This window comes from Anabaena subtropica FACHB-260 (assembly GCF_014697105.1).
In the GTDB taxonomy this organism is placed as follows: Bacteria; Cyanobacteriota; Cyanobacteriia; order Cyanobacteriales; family Nostocaceae; genus Trichormus; species Trichormus subtropicus.
The window spans coordinates 42,415-60,034 of the sequence record NZ_JACJRF010000003.1 but is presented as its reverse complement, the minus strand read 5'-3'; the positions used below and the strand labels follow the sequence as shown (position 1 = coordinate 60,034).

Genomic DNA, 17,620 nt, shown 5'->3' with positions numbered 1-17,620 from the left:
AAAGATAAAGTTTTGATTGTGGACTCTGGACTATTGACTCTGGACTAAAAACAAAAGCTGCTTTTGCAAAGCATCCATACCGAAAAAAGCGATCGCCTGTTCGCGCAACCACTCTCCGTTACAGCGTTGATCATCTCCTTGGAGAATTTCTAAACAGGCTGTGGCTACAGCTTCTGGGTTACGGTGGGGAACTCGCCACCCTAGTTTACCATCCTGCAAGGGATCGGCTGAACCATCGTCATCACCAGACAACACAGGTACACCACAAGCCATTGCTTCTAGATAGACAATCCCAAAACCTTCTTGTGAGGGCATAATATAGGCATCCGCTAGGCGGTAGTGTGCCATTAGTTGTTCGGTAGGCACAAAACCTGCAAAAATGACGTGATCGCTTACGCCTAAATCTTTGGCTAATTGTGCCAATCGTGGCTGGTCATCACCACGACCAATTACTAAATATTTTACTTCTGGGAACGCCTGGCTAATTTTAGGCAATGCCCGAATTGTGACATCCACACCTTTGTATATATCTCCTGACCATAGTCGCGCGACGGTCATTAATACCTTGGCATTGGTTAAGCCATACTTCTCAATTAATTCTGGCTGCTTTGCTCCAGGAGTAAATTTATTTCCATCAATAGCGCAAGGCAACATTTTTACTTTGTCTGGATTTATACCATTAACAACACAGGCGCGATCGCGGCTATAGCGACTAATAGTCCAAATGTCATGAGCTGCTGATAAAGCGCGGCGTTCTCGATTTTTCAAAGGTTCCCAAAATTCTTTGCCATAAGTCAGCATAGTGTAGGGAATACCTAACGGTTGGCAGAGGGTTTGTATCAGTACTGCTAGATTAATATGTCCACAAAAAACACGTTGTGGTCGTCTCTGCAATAAAAATTTTAGTAGCACCCCAGCCATTTTGATTCTGCCTAGTTGGGGTGATTGATGTTGGAAGTAATGGAATCTTAAACTATCAGATACAAAAGGATTTGAGCATTTAGGGCTATCTCGTAATAACAATACTTCTGCTTGATAACCTTTACCTAACCCTGAATATGCCCGAAAAATATCCTTGACATAAGATTGGATTCCACCTTCTTGTGTAAAAACTTCCAGGAACACGAATACATGATTGATTGGTTTACTAGAAGTTTTCCCTAAACTGATTTTTTCTCCCACTGTATCAATTGGCATTGAGTTTTTGATTGATTTTTAGAGAAGATGGGCTATGGTATACTACTCTACCAGTAATTTTCCTTCTGCTGCTTGGGCGATCGCACCATCTTGTAATCGCGCTACATCTGTTTGCACCATTTTCTCTAAAAGTCCTTCAAAGCTAACTTCTGGTTCCCAACCGAGATTTTTTTTGGCTTTTTCCGGGTTAGCTACCAGTTGAAAATGTTCATCTTGTCTGAGTAAATCTGTATTGATAACTACATGATTTTCCCAGTTCAAACCCACGGACTCGAAAGCTATAGACACTAATTCTTTAACACTACGTAGTTTACCTGTGCCTATTACGTACTCTTCCGGTTCTTGCACTTGTAACATCAGCCACATGGCTTTTACGTAATCGCCAGCAAATCCCCAATCACGTTTAGCATCCAAATTACCCATTTCTAAAGTCTGGGCTAAACCCAATTTAATTGATGCAGCCGCCAAAGAAACTTTGCGTGTAACAAATTGCGGCGGACGCAAAGGAGATTCGTGATTATATAAAATTCCACTACAAGCAAACAGACCATAGCGCTGTCGGTGATGCACCATTGTCCAATGAGCGTGTAACTTTGCTGCTGCATAAGGATTTTTGGGACGAAAGGTAGTTTCTTCATCTTGGGGAGAAGATAGAACATCCCCAAACATCTCGGAACTACTCGCTTGATAAAATCTGGTAGATAAACCAACTTGCCTAACTGCATCCAATAGCCGAGTAGCCGTCCCAGTAATCAAGTCTAGAGTTCCCAGTGGGTCTTTCCACGAATCAGGAACAAAACTAGGTGCTGCCAAATTATAAATTTCTTGGGGGCGCAGTTGTTCAACTGCATTCAAAAGTGCTGTGGGGTCTCTCAAATCAACAGTATAGATTTCTACCTTGGTTGCCAAATTTCCCAACTTTGCCAAATTCGGTTGGCGGTGTGGTGAAACTAGCCCCACAACTCGATAACCTTGATTGAGGAGTAAATGGCTGAGATAGTAGCCATCTTGACCAGTAATACCTGTAACTAGGGCTGTTTTAAGCATATCTTCTTCCCTATCCCCTCTTTCACCGTTCAACAGCTATTGTGAGTCAAGAAAAAATTACTGAGCGTTTATGATATCTACAAATAAACATTTCAGTTAAATTTTCCAACCACAATAATTTTGCCTAATTTTAACAAAGTAGTAACAGCAACTCGTATGTTAACTCTACTACTATAAGTATGATTTTTTATACAAAGCCACTTTGCACTCAAAGCACTCTACTAGGTGAAGCGAATCAGTAGAGGGATAAAGGAGCAAGGTGCAGAGAAAAGGGAAAATTTTTCTCTGCACCTTGCCCCTCTAATATTGCCCTTCTTTGGCATACTTGACAATCACCAGACAATTTCTCCCATCTTCACTACGCTCATAAACCACACGATCAGCCAAACGTCGCAGGAGAAACCAGCCGTAGCCTCCCACTTGTAAAGTACCAGGCTGTGGTTCGGCGATCGCATCAGGATCAAAAGGTTTGCCATGATCCCAAATCCTAATTTCTATCTTATTAATCCATAGATTCACCTCAATTTCTATGGTTGTTTCCGGTGGTAAAGAACGATGAGCATGGCGGACTGCGTTTGTAAAGCCCTCCGCTAGTGCTAAGTTGAGGCGATAAAGTTGGGATTCTGTCCATCCAAGTTGAGACAGGTATTTTAGGGAAAATTCCTCAAACCATTGTTGTACTTGGTTGAGGAGTTTCAGTTCGCTGTTAATTGTTAGATGGTCGTGCTGCATTATGCCAAGCATTGACCGTAGCTTTCATGTAATTATGAGTAAGAATTTATGTAATCTATTGTCTCTATAGCACTTTTCGTTTGTATGCAATACACTCTAACCTCTCTCCAAACCTCTCTCCTACAAGGAGAGAGGCTTTGAGCTTTACTCCCCTTCCCTACAAGGGAAGGGGTTGGGGGTTAGGTTTGTATTAGACTCAACTGCAAACCGCTATAGTCTATTTTAGATTTTGGATCAGTTTTTGTATCCAAAACTAAAAAATTTAATTGGTCATTGGTCAATAGTCAACAGTCATTATTTATGAGCCAACTACTTAGAGTTTTGATTGTGGACTATGGACTATCATCATCACTAAAATTGACGCCTGTTTTATGTTTTCAAGAGCGCATATCCTTGATATGAATGGCATTTTTTACCATAGACACCCGAAAGGCGACTTGTCATTAGACATCATAACTTTCAGATATACGCTCCTGAAACCTACAGGCGTCAGCAAAGCTTTTTGGTGACTAGCTTAGAACAATCCTAAGGTCAAAGATTTGTCTAATGGTAAAGCAGCACCAATACCCAACCATAGAGTTACCAAGGTTCCAAACAAGAACACGGTGGTTGCGACTGGACGACGGAAGGGGTTTTGGAACTTGTTGACATTCTCAATAAAGGGAACGAGAATCAGTCCCAAGGGTACGGAAGCCATTGCTAATACTCCCAACAATTTGTTAGGAAGAGATCGCAAAATTTGGAACACTGGGTACAAGTACCACTCTGGTAAAATTTCCAGTGGTGTAGCGAAAGGATTTGCTGGTTCGCCTGTCATAGCGGGGTCTAGCACGGCTAGAGCCACAATGCAAGCAAATGAACCCATGATCACCACTGGGAATATATACAGCAAGTCGTTTGGCCAAGCTGGTTCACCATAGTAGTTGTGACCCATGCCTTTGGCGAGTTTAGCTCTTAACGTAGGATCGCTCAGATCGGGTTTTTTCTGTGTAGACATTTTTGAATGCGCTCTCCTGCTTAAAATTCAGTTAAAGCCTTGATCAAACCTAAACTGTGACTTTATTTAGGTTTTTGACAGCTTTCAGTTTCAGATACTAGAGTTTGTGACTGATGAGTCTTAATTGCTGATTTTCCACCAGTTTAAATCAAACTACTGGCTCTGAAAACTAATTACTAGATTACAAAGGCCCGGAAATACCTTGTTTGCGGATCATCAAGAAGTGGAACAGCATGAATACCGCAATCAACCAAGGTAAAACAAAGGTGTGGGCGCTGTAGTAGCGGGTCAGGGTTGCTTGACCAACACTGGAACCACCACGCAGTAGGTCGGAGATGAGTACACCGACTACGGGAATGGCTTCTGGTACACCACTCACGATTTTTACAGCCCAGTAACCTACTTGATCCCAAGGTAGAGAATAGCCTGTAACGCCGAAAGAAACGGTGATAACAGCGAGGATGACACCACTTACCCAGGTCAATTCGCGGGGCTTTTTGAAACCACCAGTCAGGTAGACGCGGAAGACGTGCAGAATCATCATCAACACCATCATGCTGGCAGACCAGCGATGGATGGAGCGAATTAGCCAACCGAAGTTGACTTCGTTCATGATGTACTGTACCGAGGAGTATGCTTCAGCAACTGTCGGCTTGTAATAGAACGTCATGGCGAATCCAGTGGCAAACTGGATCAGAAAACAAACTAGGGTAATACCACCTAAGCAGTAGAAGATATTGACGTGGGGAGGGACGTATTTGCTTGTGACATCCTCGGCGATCGCCTCGATTTCCAAGCGTTCCTCAAACCAGTCGTAAACGTTGGCCATACAATCTCAAGTTCCTAAAAATCGGTTGCGGTTGATTCAATCTCCCAATTGGCAATTTTGGGATTTTCTTTTAAGGGGAGTTTTTTTGTTTGTTTTTAACTCTCGCAGAATGCCAAGAGTTTTCACAAACTTAACACTCTGTAAATATGGAATATATTGCGTTCTCTTTGCAAGCCAACCCTATTCGGGGGTACAAAGTAGATCATAATCCTTTTGGTAAAGGGGATGCACTAACACCAGATGCTTTAACAACTTGATGAGAAGAATGCACCACTTCTATAAAAAAAGTAACATAGTCGAGAGATAGATTTCATCAATGATTAGGCAACTGGGCAATTCTAGGCAATTTGGGTTGAGGTGAAACTGAAAATGGGGTTCATGCAAAAACGAGTTTTTCGGTTAGGATTTTCGCTATTAGTGGCTTTTGGTTTGGCGGTTGGGATATTCATTCAACCAGCAGCAGCATTGACTGATGAACAAAAACTGGTTTCGGAAGTTTGGCGAATTGTCAATCGTAGTTATTTGGATGAGAGCTTTAATCATCAAAATTGGGCAGCAGTTAGACAGAAGGCGCTGGAAAAGCCACTTCTAGACCAGAAAGCCACTTATGGGGCTATTCAGAATATGCTCAAGACCTTGAATGATCCTTTTACTCGGTTTTTAGACCCTGAGCAATATCGCAGTTTACAGGTCAATACTTCTGGAGAACTGACTGGAGTAGGGCTACAAATCGCTCTCAATCCCCAAAGTGGGAAGTTAGAAGTAGTTTCGCCGATCGCTGGTTCTCCAGCCGATAAAGCGGGAATTAGACCGCGCGATCGCATTGTGAAAATTGAAGGTATGGCGACAACAGACCTAACTCTCGATGAAGCAGCCGCCAGGATGCGCGGCCCCATAGGTAGTTTAGTCACGCTGGTGATTGAACGGGACGGAGAAGGAGAAAAAGAAGTCAGGGTAGTACGCGATCGCATCGCTCTTAACCCCGTTGTGGCAGAATTGCGCTCATCCCCCCAAGGCACACCTTTCGGCTATCTTCGCCTCACTCAATTTAATGCCAACGCCTCAATGGAATTAGCACACGCCATTTCTAGTCTAGAGAAAAAAGGTGCAGCTGCCTATATTCTGGATTTGCGCAACAATCCAGGTGGTTTACTGCAAGCTGGTATTGAAATTGCCCGTCAGTGGTTAGATTCCGGCACAATTGTTTACACAGTCAATCGTCAAGGTATTCAGGGTAGTTTTGAAGCCTTTGGCCCGGCTTTAACAGATGATCCTCTGGTGATTTTAGTTAATCAAGGAACCGCCAGCGCCAGCGAAATTTTAGCCGGCGCACTCCAAGATAACGGTCGCGCCCAGTTGGTTGGTGAAACTACTTTTGGTAAAGGCTTAATTCAATCTTTATTTGAATTATCTGATGGTTCTGGTTTGGCAGTAACAATCGCTAAGTATGAAACTCCCCAGCACCGAGATATTAACAAGTTAGGCATTACACCTGATACGGTTGTTACTCAGCAAGTACTCACCCGTGATGAAGTGGCTACAGAAACAGATTTGCAATATCAAGCCGCTTTGGATTTATTGAGTAAAAATTCTGTAGTGGCAAAGACAAATTAAATTTAGGGTGTGTTGTCGTGCAGCGCAACGCACCATCAATAATTAATCCAAGGTGCGTTAACCTACGGCATAACATACTCTACAAACAATTTATTTTTTTCGCTCACTTATTTAGCCTCTCTACAAAATCGGTTGTGTCTTTAGCAATGCTGGTAAGTCCAAGGAGGCGAGGCGCTGGTGGGCTTGGTCTATGAAGCGTTTACCTCTGAGGAAGCCTGTGTTAGCACCAGGACAGATGTAGTTTAGGGTTTCTGGAGTCAAAGTTTCTAAGATTTTTTGTAAGCTGTTGATTTGTCGGGGCCAGTGAAAAGTTTTGGCTGTTCTCAATGGGACTGGTTCGCCTTTTTGGTTGGGGAGTAAATGACGACCGGAAAATAGTACACCGCCCAAGTCGCTATAGTAGAGGCAAGAGGAACCAGGGGAATGTCCGGGTGTCCAGATAACTTTGACTGTGGGTGTGATGGTGAATTCTTGAGTGAAGGTAGTGACAGTTAAGCCTGGTAGCAAATAGGCTTCTTGTTCTTGAATGAGAATGTTACAGCTTAAATTTTGTTGAAGTTCTGCTGTTTTGCCAATAGCACCGCGATGGGTGAGGAATAACCACTTTACACCACCATGCGATCGCAAAAAGTCTAGATTTGTTTGGTCTAAAGCTGGACAATCAATGAGGATATTCCCTTCATTTCCTACAATGAAATAACAGGTTCCCCCTAATGTGTCCCGATTTGGTGGAAAGGCAAAAATATTGTCAAAGACATCCCGTGGTGACTTAGTTGTCTGACTAGGCTGTTGAGGTAAGGGACACATAAGAAAAACCAAACCTGAGGAGTTGTGAAAATATAGTTACAGAGTTGAATTAATTAAGAAGTAATTCTTAAGAATTAATTAGCCTTGTTAACCGTTATCTAAAAATCTAGGGTTACAGGTCTGCTTTGTAGTGATGGCTGTGGTGCTAACACTACTAGCAGGGCATTTTTTCCAAAATACTGTAGAAGACATGACACTTTGGTTTCTCCTCCTATTGGGAATAGCTACTTATCTGATGGTGCAGCGCAGTGTTGCTAACATCACCAGAACGCCAATCTGGCTGTTATGGCTGGTGTTGATGACACCTGCACTGGTTTTAACGGGATGGTCGCTTGTTTATGGGGTCAAACAACCGCCGCCGCCATCACTGATCTTGTGGCCGTCAATGATCTGCCTTTTGTTATACTGGCTGTTGTTTCAGTGGGGACGGCAAACGCCGAGGGATACACAAACTGCACCCCAAACCCCAGAATCACAATCGGCTATCCATCCTACCGCAGAACCAGTGCCTGTACGTCCCATTGAACCAACGGAAGAAACCCAACTGCGAAACTGCTTTCCCTGGTCTATTTACTACGTCCAAAACATTGAGTATAGACCCCAGGCGGTGATTTGCCGGGGACAGTTGCGAACTACACCAACTCAAGCTTACCAGCAGATTAGAGCCAATATCGAAGCACAGTTTGGCGATCGCTTCTTGCTGATTTTTCAAGAAGGTTTCAATGGTAAACCGTTCTTTGTCCTAGTTCCTAATACGCAAGCGGCTAAAGCTAATACTAGGCAATCAGAACGCTTAACCCGCCCAGGATTGGCTTTATTACTATTGGTAGCTACCTTACTAACCACTACCTTAGTAGGGGTAAGAATCGCCGGTATTGACCCTACAGGGCTACAAGCCGATCCGAAAATACTGTTACAGGGATTACCCTATGCTTTAGCCTTGATGACTATCTTGGGTATCCACGAAATGGGGCATTATTTAACAGCTAGATTCTACAAAATTCGCTCAACTCTGCCCTATTTTATTCCCATACCTTTTTTCTTGGGAACTTTTGGTGCATTTATTCAAATGCGGAGTCCAATTCCCAACCGCAAGGCTTTATTTGATGTGGGTATTGCTGGGCCTCTGGCTGGATTTATCGCTACATTACCGTTAATTATCTGGGGTTTGGTTCATTCAGATGTGGTTCCCTTGACTGAAAAAACCAGTCTGTTGAATCCTGAAGCCCTCAATCCTAAATACTCGATTCTTCTAGCAGTACTGGCTAAATTGGCTTTAGGAAGTGCATTGACAGCCAAATCAGCGATTAATTTGCATCCGGTAGCGGTGGCCGGTTTCTTAGGATTAATTGTCACAGCATTAAATCTTATGCCGGTGGGTCAATTAGATGGTGGTCACATTGTCCATGCAATGTTTGGACAAAGAACCGCTATGTTTATTGGTCAAATTGCTCGTCTTTTGTTGTTGTTACTGTCGTTAATTCAACCTGAATTTTTTGTCTGGGCAATTATCTTGTTGTTTATTCCCTTAGTCGATGAACCTGCTTTGAATGATGTGACGGAACTAGATACAAAACGTGACATTTTAGGGTTGTTAGCTATGGCTTTGTTGGTGATAATTGTATTGCCTATGCCCCAGGCGATCGCTAATTTGTTACAACTTTAGTTAATATCAGGGCTAAGGCTAAACTGCTGTATGCTAATTAAACCTCAAATTAACATCCCAGAAAAGTTGCCCTTGTTAGAAAAATTATGCTGGCAACGAAAGGATATAGCAAGTCTTACTCTTGCAGAAATGCTGAGTATATATGAGCGAGGCTGGCGTTATCGGGGAGTTTTGGGTGATTTGAGTCAAACAGAAGCTTTATTTGTGCAACAGTTAGCTCAACATTATGATTCATGGTTAGGGTATCGAATGTTTGAGAGGGAAATTCATCAAAAAATCTTAAATATTCTCAATCAACTAAAAGCTGATTTTTTATGGGAATGTGGGGTATATTTTGGTGGCGGAACCCTAGTTAGCTTAAATTATGGTGAATATAGACTAAGCAAAGATGTAGATTTTCTTTGCTCTAATGGTGCTGGCTATCGGTTACTACGACAACAAATAGCAGAAAATCAATACAACGCTCTTTTTAATACTCAGAATCAGCTCAAATTCCCTGGAGAAATCAAAACTGACCAGTATGGTGTCAGATTTGCAACTATAGTTGATGGAACTCTCATTAAATTTGAAATTATTAGGGAAGGGCGTATAGAATTAGGAGAACCAGTTTATCCCCATTGGTCGCCAGTTCCATGTTTAAATAATATTGATACTTTTGCTGAAAAACTTTTAGCTAATTCTGATAGATGGAATGATTCCTCGATAGAGTCGAGAGATTTAATTGATTTGGCTGTTCAAAGACTCAATTCTCCCATTCCCAAAGAATCGATCGCCAAAGCAGAAACCGCTTATCCTGTGATTGAACCTTTAAAAAAAGCAATATCTTTTTTTCAGAAAAATCCCCATTATCGAGACAAATGTTTTACAGCTTTGGGAATTACTGAATCTAGTAAAATTATTGATGGTATTGATTTAATGGCGGCTGATTTCTGTTTGGAAAAGACAGATAGAAATTATAGTGAATATACAAAAGACGAGTCTTAAAAAATATTACTACTACCTCAATCCCTTGTGCTTTAATAAGCTATCCGCCCACCCTGCATCTTCTGTTGATAATGGAAGTATTGGTTCTTTGCCATAGTCTAAAACTAAATCGTAGCCGGATATGTCATATACACTGTTTATTAATGACTGCAAATCTATAATTGGTTCGTTGTCACCTGCACGCAACGGTAGGGGAAAAACTGGAATTACATCAGGTAAATTGAAGGCATATAAATCAGCATAAGGACGGCGATCGCCTCGACAAACTAAAATACGATATTGGCTCTCAATATTATGATCAAAAAACGCCATCGGTTCACCGACACGCAATAAATCAATCTCAACTAAATGGGTTTTGCTTCCTAATATTTGCTGGCGCTTCTCTTCATATAACTGTCTTCCTTTACCATTACGTTTATTAGTTGGCGAAAGAATCTCAATAGTTGTTACTACTACATCTGTACCTGCTTCTCGTATTTCTAAATAAGCTTCTTTGATAATTTCAGGTGTGGGAATTGTCACTCTTAAAGGTTGGGTCACCGGAGTTGCAACTGCAACATTTGTGATTCCTCTATTTGCTGTATTCTGAGAACTTTGTACTATTACATCAGGAATACCTACAAGTAGTGCATTTTCCCCACTCGATTCATACATACGTACTTCAACAGCAACCCGATAATTGGGGCGTAGTTGGGGAGATAGAAATCTAGCGATTTCACTAATTAATAAATGATGTACTCCTGGCCATACACTAGGGTGTTCTAAATAAGGATTCATTCCCGGAAATGGTGAAGGCATAAAATACCTCGAAAGAATTATGTATTACTCCCCTCCACGCAATGAGGAGGGGAGGGTTACTATCTCATATCGTAACCAAACAAATTGGGGTCAACTTCTCCTAATTGCAATTCGGCTAATCCATACTCTGCCCATCGTCTTTCTACCATCGCCGCCACATCTGCATCAGACTCTAAAGGCGCACCCCATTCATGGTCTGTTTCTGGAGGAATTTTGGTAGTTGCATCGATTCCCATCCGTCCACCCAAGCCGATTTTTTCACTGGCAAAATCTAGAGTATCAAATGGTGTATTTGGCAGAATGAATACATCCCTTGTGGGGTCAACTTTAGAACTAATTGCCCATACTACTTGACGGGGGTCACGAATGTTGATGTCTTTATCGACGACAATGACAAATTTGGTGTAGGTAAATTGGGGTAATGCACTCCAAAAGGCTAAAGCTGCTCGTCTTGCTTGTCCGGGGTATGCTTTATCAATGGAAATAATGGCGGCTTTGTAACTTAATGCTTCCATTGGTAAGAAGAAATCAACAATTTCTGAGACTTGTTGCCGCAGAATTGGGGTATAAATACGATTAAGCGCGATCGCCATCATCGCTTCTTCTTTAGGTGGACGACCGCTAAATGTGGTCAAATAGATCGGGTCTTTGCGGTGGGTCATGCACTGGAAGCGAATTAAGGGTGAGTCTTCCACGCCGCCGTAATAGCCCATGTGGTCGCCAAAGGGGCCATCTGGTAAAACCTCCCCTGGGGTAATCGTCCCTTCTAAGACAAACTCGGAATCTGCGGGTACTTCTAAATCTACGGTTTTACACTTGGCTAACTGCACACCAGAACCGCCGTACAATCCAGCAAATAGCCATTCAGATAAATCTACAGGAATGGGTGTAGCGGCTGCCATGATAATTAAAGGATCTACACCAAGAGCGATCGCTACTTCTAATTTTTTCCCATTTTCGGCAGCTTTGCGTAAATGTCTTGCCCCACCCCGCACTGATAACCAATGTACTGTCATTGTATTCTGAGATTGTAGTTGCAAACGATACACCCCCACGTTTGGCGTACCTGTCTCACAATCCCTTGTAATTACTAGTCCCAATGTGATAATCTTGCCAGCATCACCAGGGTAAGGACGTATTAACGGTAACTTGTTTAAATCTAAATCATCACCTTGAATTACCACTTGCTGACAAGCTGGAAAAAAGTCCCGGCCAGGTTTTGCCTTAATGACATCAAACAGCACTTTACCAAAATCTATTGCCTGAGAAATTTTCTTTGGCGGTTTTGGTTGTTGCAACATACTCAGCTTTTTACCCAGTGTTTCTAACTCTTGGGGATGCTGCATATTCATCGCCCAGCATATTCTTTCCACGGTTCCCATCAGATTTACCGCTACAGGGAAAGATGCGCCTTTAACGTTTTCAAATAACAAACCCGGCCCGCCTTTTTGCAGCATCCGGTTAGAAATCTCCGCAATTTCTAAATTTGGGTCAACTAAGGCAGAAATTCGCCGTAATTGTCCTTTTGCTTCTAAAATTTTGATAAATTCCCGTAAATCTCTGGCCATAGTCAAGCTAAATATTTAAGAAGTGTGAAGCGCCTTCTTATATTATTAGCTATTGACTGCTCTACTGGAGACTAGTAGCGCGAAGCAGAAGCCAAAAGAATTCCCTATTCACGGAAACTCCATCTTCTGGGTACGCCAGTCCCTATGGAGGTAAACCAGCCTCCAGGGCTGAACTTACAGCCAACTTAACGCTTATTTACGCAGCGCTGTACTAGATACTGTGAGAAATGTAACTTATTTTTCTACAAAACTCTATGCGAAACCGAAGACGGGGAGATATGAGAGAAAACTAACGACTAATGACTTCTGAATTTTTAACTTTAAATTAACCGTATAACTGAATTTTCTTAACCCTTAATCAGAAGAAATTCAGATATCTTGATGACGGATAGGCATTATTTCTCATAAATAAGCACTACCCCGATCAAACATGGCGAGAATATACCGTCTAACCCTAGCAAGTGGTTTTATAATACACCCCTTGCTAAGGTTTATCTAATAAACATTCAGACCCGGTTAACTATGTATGGGAACAAGGGACTTCCAGATAAAAAAATACCCAAAATGTAGGGTGCGTCAGTGTCTAAAAACCTAGCTGTACCAAGAAAATATTCATACTGACGCACCCTACTAACCGCCAATTTGGAATAATTTATTTTTTGGTGTTCCCTAATGTTAAGTATAGCTAATTACCTCAATTACATATAGGAATCCTATTAGATTTTTGAAAAAATCTAAATATGTGTAGGGTGTGCAATGCCCACCCTACTTTTATTTCAAAAATTGTTAGCTGTTAATTTAGGCACACACATAATGTTTACAAGTAATCCCAGGATTTCCCTCAACCAAAACGACCGTTGACATAATCGGCTGTTTTTTGATGTGATGGATTGCTAAAAATTGTTTCAGTTTTATCAAACTCTATTAATTCCCCTAAGTACATAAACGCTGTATAGTCAGATACACGCGCTGCCTGCTGCATACTATGAGTCACAATAAGAATTGTGACTGTTTCTTTCAACTGGGCAATTAACTCTTCAATACTAGAAGTAGCAATTGGGTCTAAAGCAGATGTTGGTTCATCAAACAGTACTATTTCCGGCTCGGTTGCCAAAGCACGAGCAATACACAACCTTTGTTGCTGACCACCAGAAAGATTGAAGGCTAAATCTTGTAAACGATCTTTGACTTCATCCCACAAAGCTGCACCACGTAGGGCTTTCTCTATCTTCTCATCAAGAACTGCCCTTCTAGATTCACCTCTTACCCGCAAACCATAGGCAACATTTTCATAAATTGATTTAGGAAAGGGATTAGGTCTTTGAAACACCATACTAATCCGCATTCTGACTTCAATGGGGTCAACTTTGTTACTCAATAAATTAATCCCGTCAGGCTCTAAAGATATTTCCCCTCGGTAGCGATTCCCCGAATAGAGGTCGTGCATCCGGTTAAAACAGCGTAAAAGGGTGGTTTTACCGCATCCAGAAGGGCCAATCAGTGCTGTTACCTGCTTATCACCAACTGGCATATTAATGTCTTTGAGGGCATGAACTTTGCCACCATAGTAAAAATTTAGGTAATTGACCGCAGCTTTGATTGGTCTTTCTAAGGTAAGGGATGTTGTTTCTACCATTTGATTTTTCTGCGTAAACGATAGCGGAGATAAATTGCTACAGCATTCATACTTAAGCACATAGCTATCAGCACAATACCTGCTGCTGCTGCATTCACCTGAAAACTAGCCTGAGGACGGGAAACCCAATCGAACATTTGGATGGGTAAAACAGTAAATGGAGCAAGTAACCAAGCAAAAGAAATGTAAGGAAATTGACCAGTTATAGGGGGGTCTGGTAAGAACGCAATAAATGTCAGCGCACCTATGGTAATTAGTGGTGCAGTCTCACCAATCGCCCTTGCCAATGCCACAATGATCCCTGTAAGAATTGTGCCAGTTGAATAAGGTAGAACGTGATCCCAAATCATTTGCCACTTAGAAGCACCCATTGCGTAAGCTGCTTCCCGTATACTACCGGGAATGGCACGCAGAGCTTCACGAGTAGAAACAATCACTACTGGCAAAATCAACAATGCCAAAGTCAATCCAGCCGTGATTACACTTTGACCCAAATTTAAGCCATAGACAAACACCCCTAATGCCAAAAGTCCGTAGACAATGGAAGGTACTCCAGCTAAATTAGTGACATTAATTTCAATTAGGTCAGATAGCCAGTTTTTTCGGGCATACTCTTCTAAGTATATTCCCGATGCTATACCAAGAGGAATGGCTACTGATGCTGTTACCAGCATGACTAATATTGTTCCCACCCAAGCTGAAAAAATACCTGCTTGTTCTGCTCTACGACTGGGAAATGAAGTAAAAAAGTCCCAGGAAATGCGGGCTAAACCATCTCCGCATAAGTCTAATATAAGGGCGAATAAGGTGACAATGCCAACCAGCATTGATAACAAGCCAATAATATTGAAAATATATTCATATTGCTTGTTGCGATTGATAATTGTGCGAATTTGGCGAATATTTAAACTTGTCATATCAATAAATTTCTCGATAGCGCTTGGTAAGAAAATGACCAATGATGTTGAATACCAAAGTCATCAGCACTAAAGAAAGTCCTACAGCAAAAATAGTCTCGTATTCCAGGCTGCCATGAGGCAAATCACCAAGACTCACTGATACTATATAAGCGGTCATTGTTGCTGCTGGTTCCATGGGATTCCATGTCAATTGAGGTTGTCCACCAGCTGCGATCGCTACAACCATTGTCTCACCAGCTGCGCGAGAAATACCTAAGATATAGGCTGCAATCACACCAGAAATTGACGCAGGAAAAACAACTCGTAATGCTGTCTGTAGACGAGTCGCACCTGTCGCATAAGAACCTTCACGTAGATGTGTAGGAACTGCACGCATAGCATCTTCACTGAGAGAACTGACGTAGGGGATAATCATAATCCCAATGACCAACCCAGCACTCAACATATTGAATCCAGGTAATTCTGGCAGGAATGTCTGCAACAGTGGTGTGACAAATAAAAGTGCAAAATAACCGTAAACTACGGTAGGAACACCTGCTAGTAATTCTAAAGCTGGTTTAACTACTTCTCTGACTAGGGGAGGTGCAAATTCACTCAAGTAAATGGCAATAATTGTTCCTAGTGGTATTGCTACTACTAAAGCCACTACTGTAGTAACTAAAGTACCGGAAACTAGAGGCCAGATTCCATAATGCTTATCGTCAAATAGAGGTGTCCATTGGGTATCTGTAAGAAATTCCCATAGTGATACTTTCTGGAAGAATAGTATGGACTCGTAAAGCAAGATGGCAATGATGGCTGCCGTAGTTGCTACTGAAGAAAGTGCTGCCAGAAACAGGAAAAACTCAATTATCCGTTCCCGTAAGTCCCGTACCAGCTTGGGGGACAAACGATTTTTTTGGGCAGTGTTCATGGTGGAAGTGCGATCGCTCTTTGTATGATCATGGTCTACAAACAAAGAGAGGTACAAAACCTCCCTTTGTTAAATTCTGAATTCTACTCAAATTCCCAATTGAGAAATTGGTTTATTCTACAGCTTGACGGCGCATTAGCTCGTCAATTTTCAATCCAACCTGTTCTTTACCGCCAAATACACTACCGTAACGCTTCTTGTTAAAGTAGCCTTGAGCAGTGGTATATGCTGACCCTGGTAAAGGCACATATCCTACTTCTTTGGATAACTTAGCACCGTTACGTAGGTAATACTGCACAAATTGCTTGACTTCTGGCTTATCAATAGATTTAGAGCTGACGTAAATAAAGACAGGACGAGATAAGGGAGTGTAACTACCATTTCTCACCGTTGCTTCGGAAGGTGTTACACCGTTAACAGGTACAGCCTTTAATTTGTTCCTGTTTTCTAAATAGTAAGCAAAACCGAAGTATCCAAGGGCGTTTTTGTCGCGGGAAACACCCTGTACCAATACGTTGTCATCTTCACTAGCAGTGAAATCACCCCGACTGGATTTAGATTTACCAACAACGGCTTCGGTAAAGTAGTCAAATGTTCCAGAGTTAGTACCTGGGCCAAATAATTTCAAGGGTGCATTGGGGAATCCTTGACGAATCTGACTCCAGTTATTAATTTTGCCTTGTGCGCCTGGTTCCCACATTTTCTTGAGTTCGGCTACTGTCAGGTTTTTTGCCCATGTATTTTGGGGATGAACCACAACAGTCAAAGCATCATAAGCTACTGGTAATTCTATATAACGAACACCAGATGCTTTACACTCCTCAATTTCTTTTTGTAAGATAGGACGAGAAGCGTTGGAAATATCTGTTTCCCCGCGACAGAATTTTTTGAATCCGCCACCAGTTCCAGAGACACCAACTGTAACCCGAATTCTCCCACCTTGAGATTTTTGAAATTCTTCTGCTACAGCTTCCGTAATTGGAAATACGGTGCTAGAACCATCTATTTTAACTGTGCTAACACCTTGGGAATGCACGGCGGATATTGATACGCCTAAGGTAGCAGCTACTGAAATTACACCTAATGCAGTCAGGCGATGAAGCTTAGAATTAACTGTTTTCACAAGTACACTCCTAGTTTGTTGGATGTGAAGTTTTGGGTTAGTCACTCCAAACGGATCACGATGTTCTCTGGATTTGAGAACTAGTGAAGAAAAAATATGTTTACTGTAAAAAAAATGACAGTTAAACATAATGATTCAATTAATTTAGGGTTATATTCAGGTTAATTTTTTTGGCACATTTATCTTGGTATACCTAACCTCCATACCATTAGGATGCTAGTTAGGTGTTAACTAACAGCTAGTTTTTATCTTCCGTGCTTGAGAAGTCGAAGACCATGACTAACAATCTCTATGGGAAGTATAAATTTCTTGTATAATTTCGGCTATCACTGAAAATAACTGTGATTTATGGAGGATGAGTCAGTTATGTAGTTAAATATGCCTATTTTCCGTAATTTTACTACGCTACCCGTGTTAGTTGTTTTTGATGTGATTTAATGTGCCAAGGGGAGCTACTTTGAGTGTTGGCGAAGTTTGCTATATGAATCAGAACTTTCTCAAAGATGGGTCTTCAACTCTTACATTTACTGTGAAAATGGCAAAAGGAAATCAAGCAATTCAAAGTGTCCTGATTTTAAAAATAAATCAATAATAGTTATAAAAAATCGCCAAAAATAATAGCTTAAGCAGAATATTGAGCCTTTTGCCTATCTTGGTAGCCTTGAAATTTTTTTAGGCTATATTATTTTCGATTTTTTCATTATTCAGCATTCAAAATCTTGTTTAGTGTAACCTTCTGTGGAAGGAAGCTAGAAGTAAAATCACGCATGGTAGTTAAGAGAAGCGGGA

At 41.6% G+C, this 17,620-nt stretch carries 15 protein-coding genes; 3 read left to right on the top strand and 12 right to left on the bottom strand.

All coding sequences use genetic code 11. The annotated features are described in order from the left end of the window. Positions 1-30: 30 nt before the first annotated feature. The 5 genes from H6G18_RS02565 to petB all read right to left on the bottom strand — a co-directional run bounded on the left by H6G18_RS02565 (position 31) and on the right by petB (position 4,802). Positions 31-1,197 carry a glycosyltransferase family 4 protein gene (locus H6G18_RS02565; protein ID WP_190405515.1) on the bottom strand — a complete coding sequence of 389 codons (1,167 nt, stop codon included), beginning with the start codon at positions 1,195-1,197 and terminating at the stop codon, positions 31-33. Between the two features lie 42 nt (positions 1,198-1,239). Further along, positions 1,240-2,244 (bottom strand): GDP-mannose 4,6-dehydratase, encoded by a 1,005-nt coding sequence (locus H6G18_RS02560; protein WP_190405514.1) that lies wholly within the window; start codon positions 2,242-2,244, stop codon positions 1,240-1,242. Between the two features lie 300 nt (positions 2,245-2,544). Next, positions 2,545-2,988 (bottom strand): ATP-binding protein, encoded by a 444-nt coding sequence (locus H6G18_RS02555; protein ID WP_190405513.1) that lies wholly within the window; start codon positions 2,986-2,988, stop codon positions 2,545-2,547. A gap of 502 nt (positions 2,989-3,490) precedes the next feature. After that, the gene (petD, locus tag H6G18_RS02550) at positions 3,491-3,973 is read right to left on the bottom strand and encodes a cytochrome b6-f complex subunit IV (protein ID WP_190405512.1); all 483 of its coding nucleotides are present in this window, start codon (positions 3,971-3,973) and stop codon (positions 3,491-3,493) included. Between the two features lie 181 nt (positions 3,974-4,154). Further along, the gene (petB, locus tag H6G18_RS02545; protein WP_190405511.1) at positions 4,155-4,802 is read right to left on the bottom strand and encodes a cytochrome b6; all 648 of its coding nucleotides are present in this window, start codon (positions 4,800-4,802) and stop codon (positions 4,155-4,157) included. Between the two features lie 369 nt (positions 4,803-5,171). Here petB and ctpA point away from each other — a divergent pair, with 369 nt between their 5' ends. Continuing rightward, the gene (gene ctpA / locus H6G18_RS02540) at positions 5,172-6,416 is read left to right on the top strand and encodes a carboxyl-terminal processing protease CtpA (protein ID WP_190405639.1); all 1,245 of its coding nucleotides are present in this window, start codon (positions 5,172-5,174) and stop codon (positions 6,414-6,416) included. Between the two features lie 120 nt (positions 6,417-6,536). On the opposite strand, the gene H6G18_RS02535 is transcribed toward ctpA, so the two are convergent. Continuing rightward, positions 6,537-7,223 (bottom strand): MBL fold metallo-hydrolase, encoded by a 687-nt coding sequence (locus H6G18_RS02535; protein ID WP_190405510.1) that lies wholly within the window; start codon positions 7,221-7,223, stop codon positions 6,537-6,539. Positions 7,224-7,413: 190 nt separating this feature from the next. Between H6G18_RS02535 and H6G18_RS02530 the strand changes: the two genes are divergently transcribed. After that, on the top strand, positions 7,414-8,889 hold the full coding sequence (locus H6G18_RS02530) for a site-2 protease family protein (protein ID WP_190405638.1): 1,476 nt from the start codon (positions 7,414-7,416) through the stop codon (positions 8,887-8,889). Positions 8,890-8,919: 30 nt separating this feature from the next. Beyond that, positions 8,920-9,873 (top strand): nucleotidyl transferase AbiEii/AbiGii toxin family protein, encoded by a 954-nt coding sequence (locus tag H6G18_RS02525; protein ID WP_190405509.1) that lies wholly within the window; start codon positions 8,920-8,922, stop codon positions 9,871-9,873. A gap of 12 nt (positions 9,874-9,885) precedes the next feature. Here the strand turns inward: H6G18_RS02525 and H6G18_RS02520 are convergent, their stop codons facing one another. The 6 genes from H6G18_RS02520 to H6G18_RS02495 all read right to left on the bottom strand — a co-directional run bounded on the left by H6G18_RS02520 (position 9,886) and on the right by H6G18_RS02495 (position 16,831). Next, complete coding sequence (locus H6G18_RS02520; protein WP_190405508.1) at positions 9,886-10,671, bottom strand: DUF4058 family protein; 786 nt, start codon at positions 10,669-10,671, stop codon at positions 9,886-9,888. 59 nt (positions 10,672-10,730) lie between these two features. Further along, a complete protein-coding gene (locus H6G18_RS02515) occupies positions 10,731-12,239 on the bottom strand; it encodes a UbiD family decarboxylase (RefSeq protein WP_190405507.1) in 1,509 nt (502 codons plus the stop codon). An 841-nt stretch (positions 12,240-13,080) separates the two neighbouring features. After that, positions 13,081-13,875 (bottom strand): phosphate ABC transporter ATP-binding protein PstB, encoded by a 795-nt coding sequence (gene pstB / locus H6G18_RS02510; RefSeq protein ID WP_190405506.1) that lies wholly within the window; start codon positions 13,873-13,875, stop codon positions 13,081-13,083. Beyond that, the gene (pstA, locus tag H6G18_RS02505) at positions 13,869-14,792 is read right to left on the bottom strand and encodes a phosphate ABC transporter permease PstA (protein ID WP_190405505.1); all 924 of its coding nucleotides are present in this window, start codon (positions 14,790-14,792) and stop codon (positions 13,869-13,871) included. Before pstA ends, pstB begins: the two co-directional genes overlap by 7 nt. A 1-nt stretch (position 14,793) precedes the next feature. Further along, positions 14,794-15,708, bottom strand: a complete 915-nt coding sequence (gene pstC / locus H6G18_RS02500; protein WP_190405637.1) for a phosphate ABC transporter permease subunit PstC — start codon at positions 15,706-15,708, stop codon at positions 14,794-14,796. A 112-nt stretch (positions 15,709-15,820) separates the two neighbouring features. Then, the gene (locus H6G18_RS02495) at positions 15,821-16,831 is read right to left on the bottom strand and encodes a PstS family phosphate ABC transporter substrate-binding protein (RefSeq protein WP_190405504.1); all 1,011 of its coding nucleotides are present in this window, start codon (positions 16,829-16,831) and stop codon (positions 15,821-15,823) included. Between the last annotated feature and the right edge of the window lie 789 nt (positions 16,832-17,620).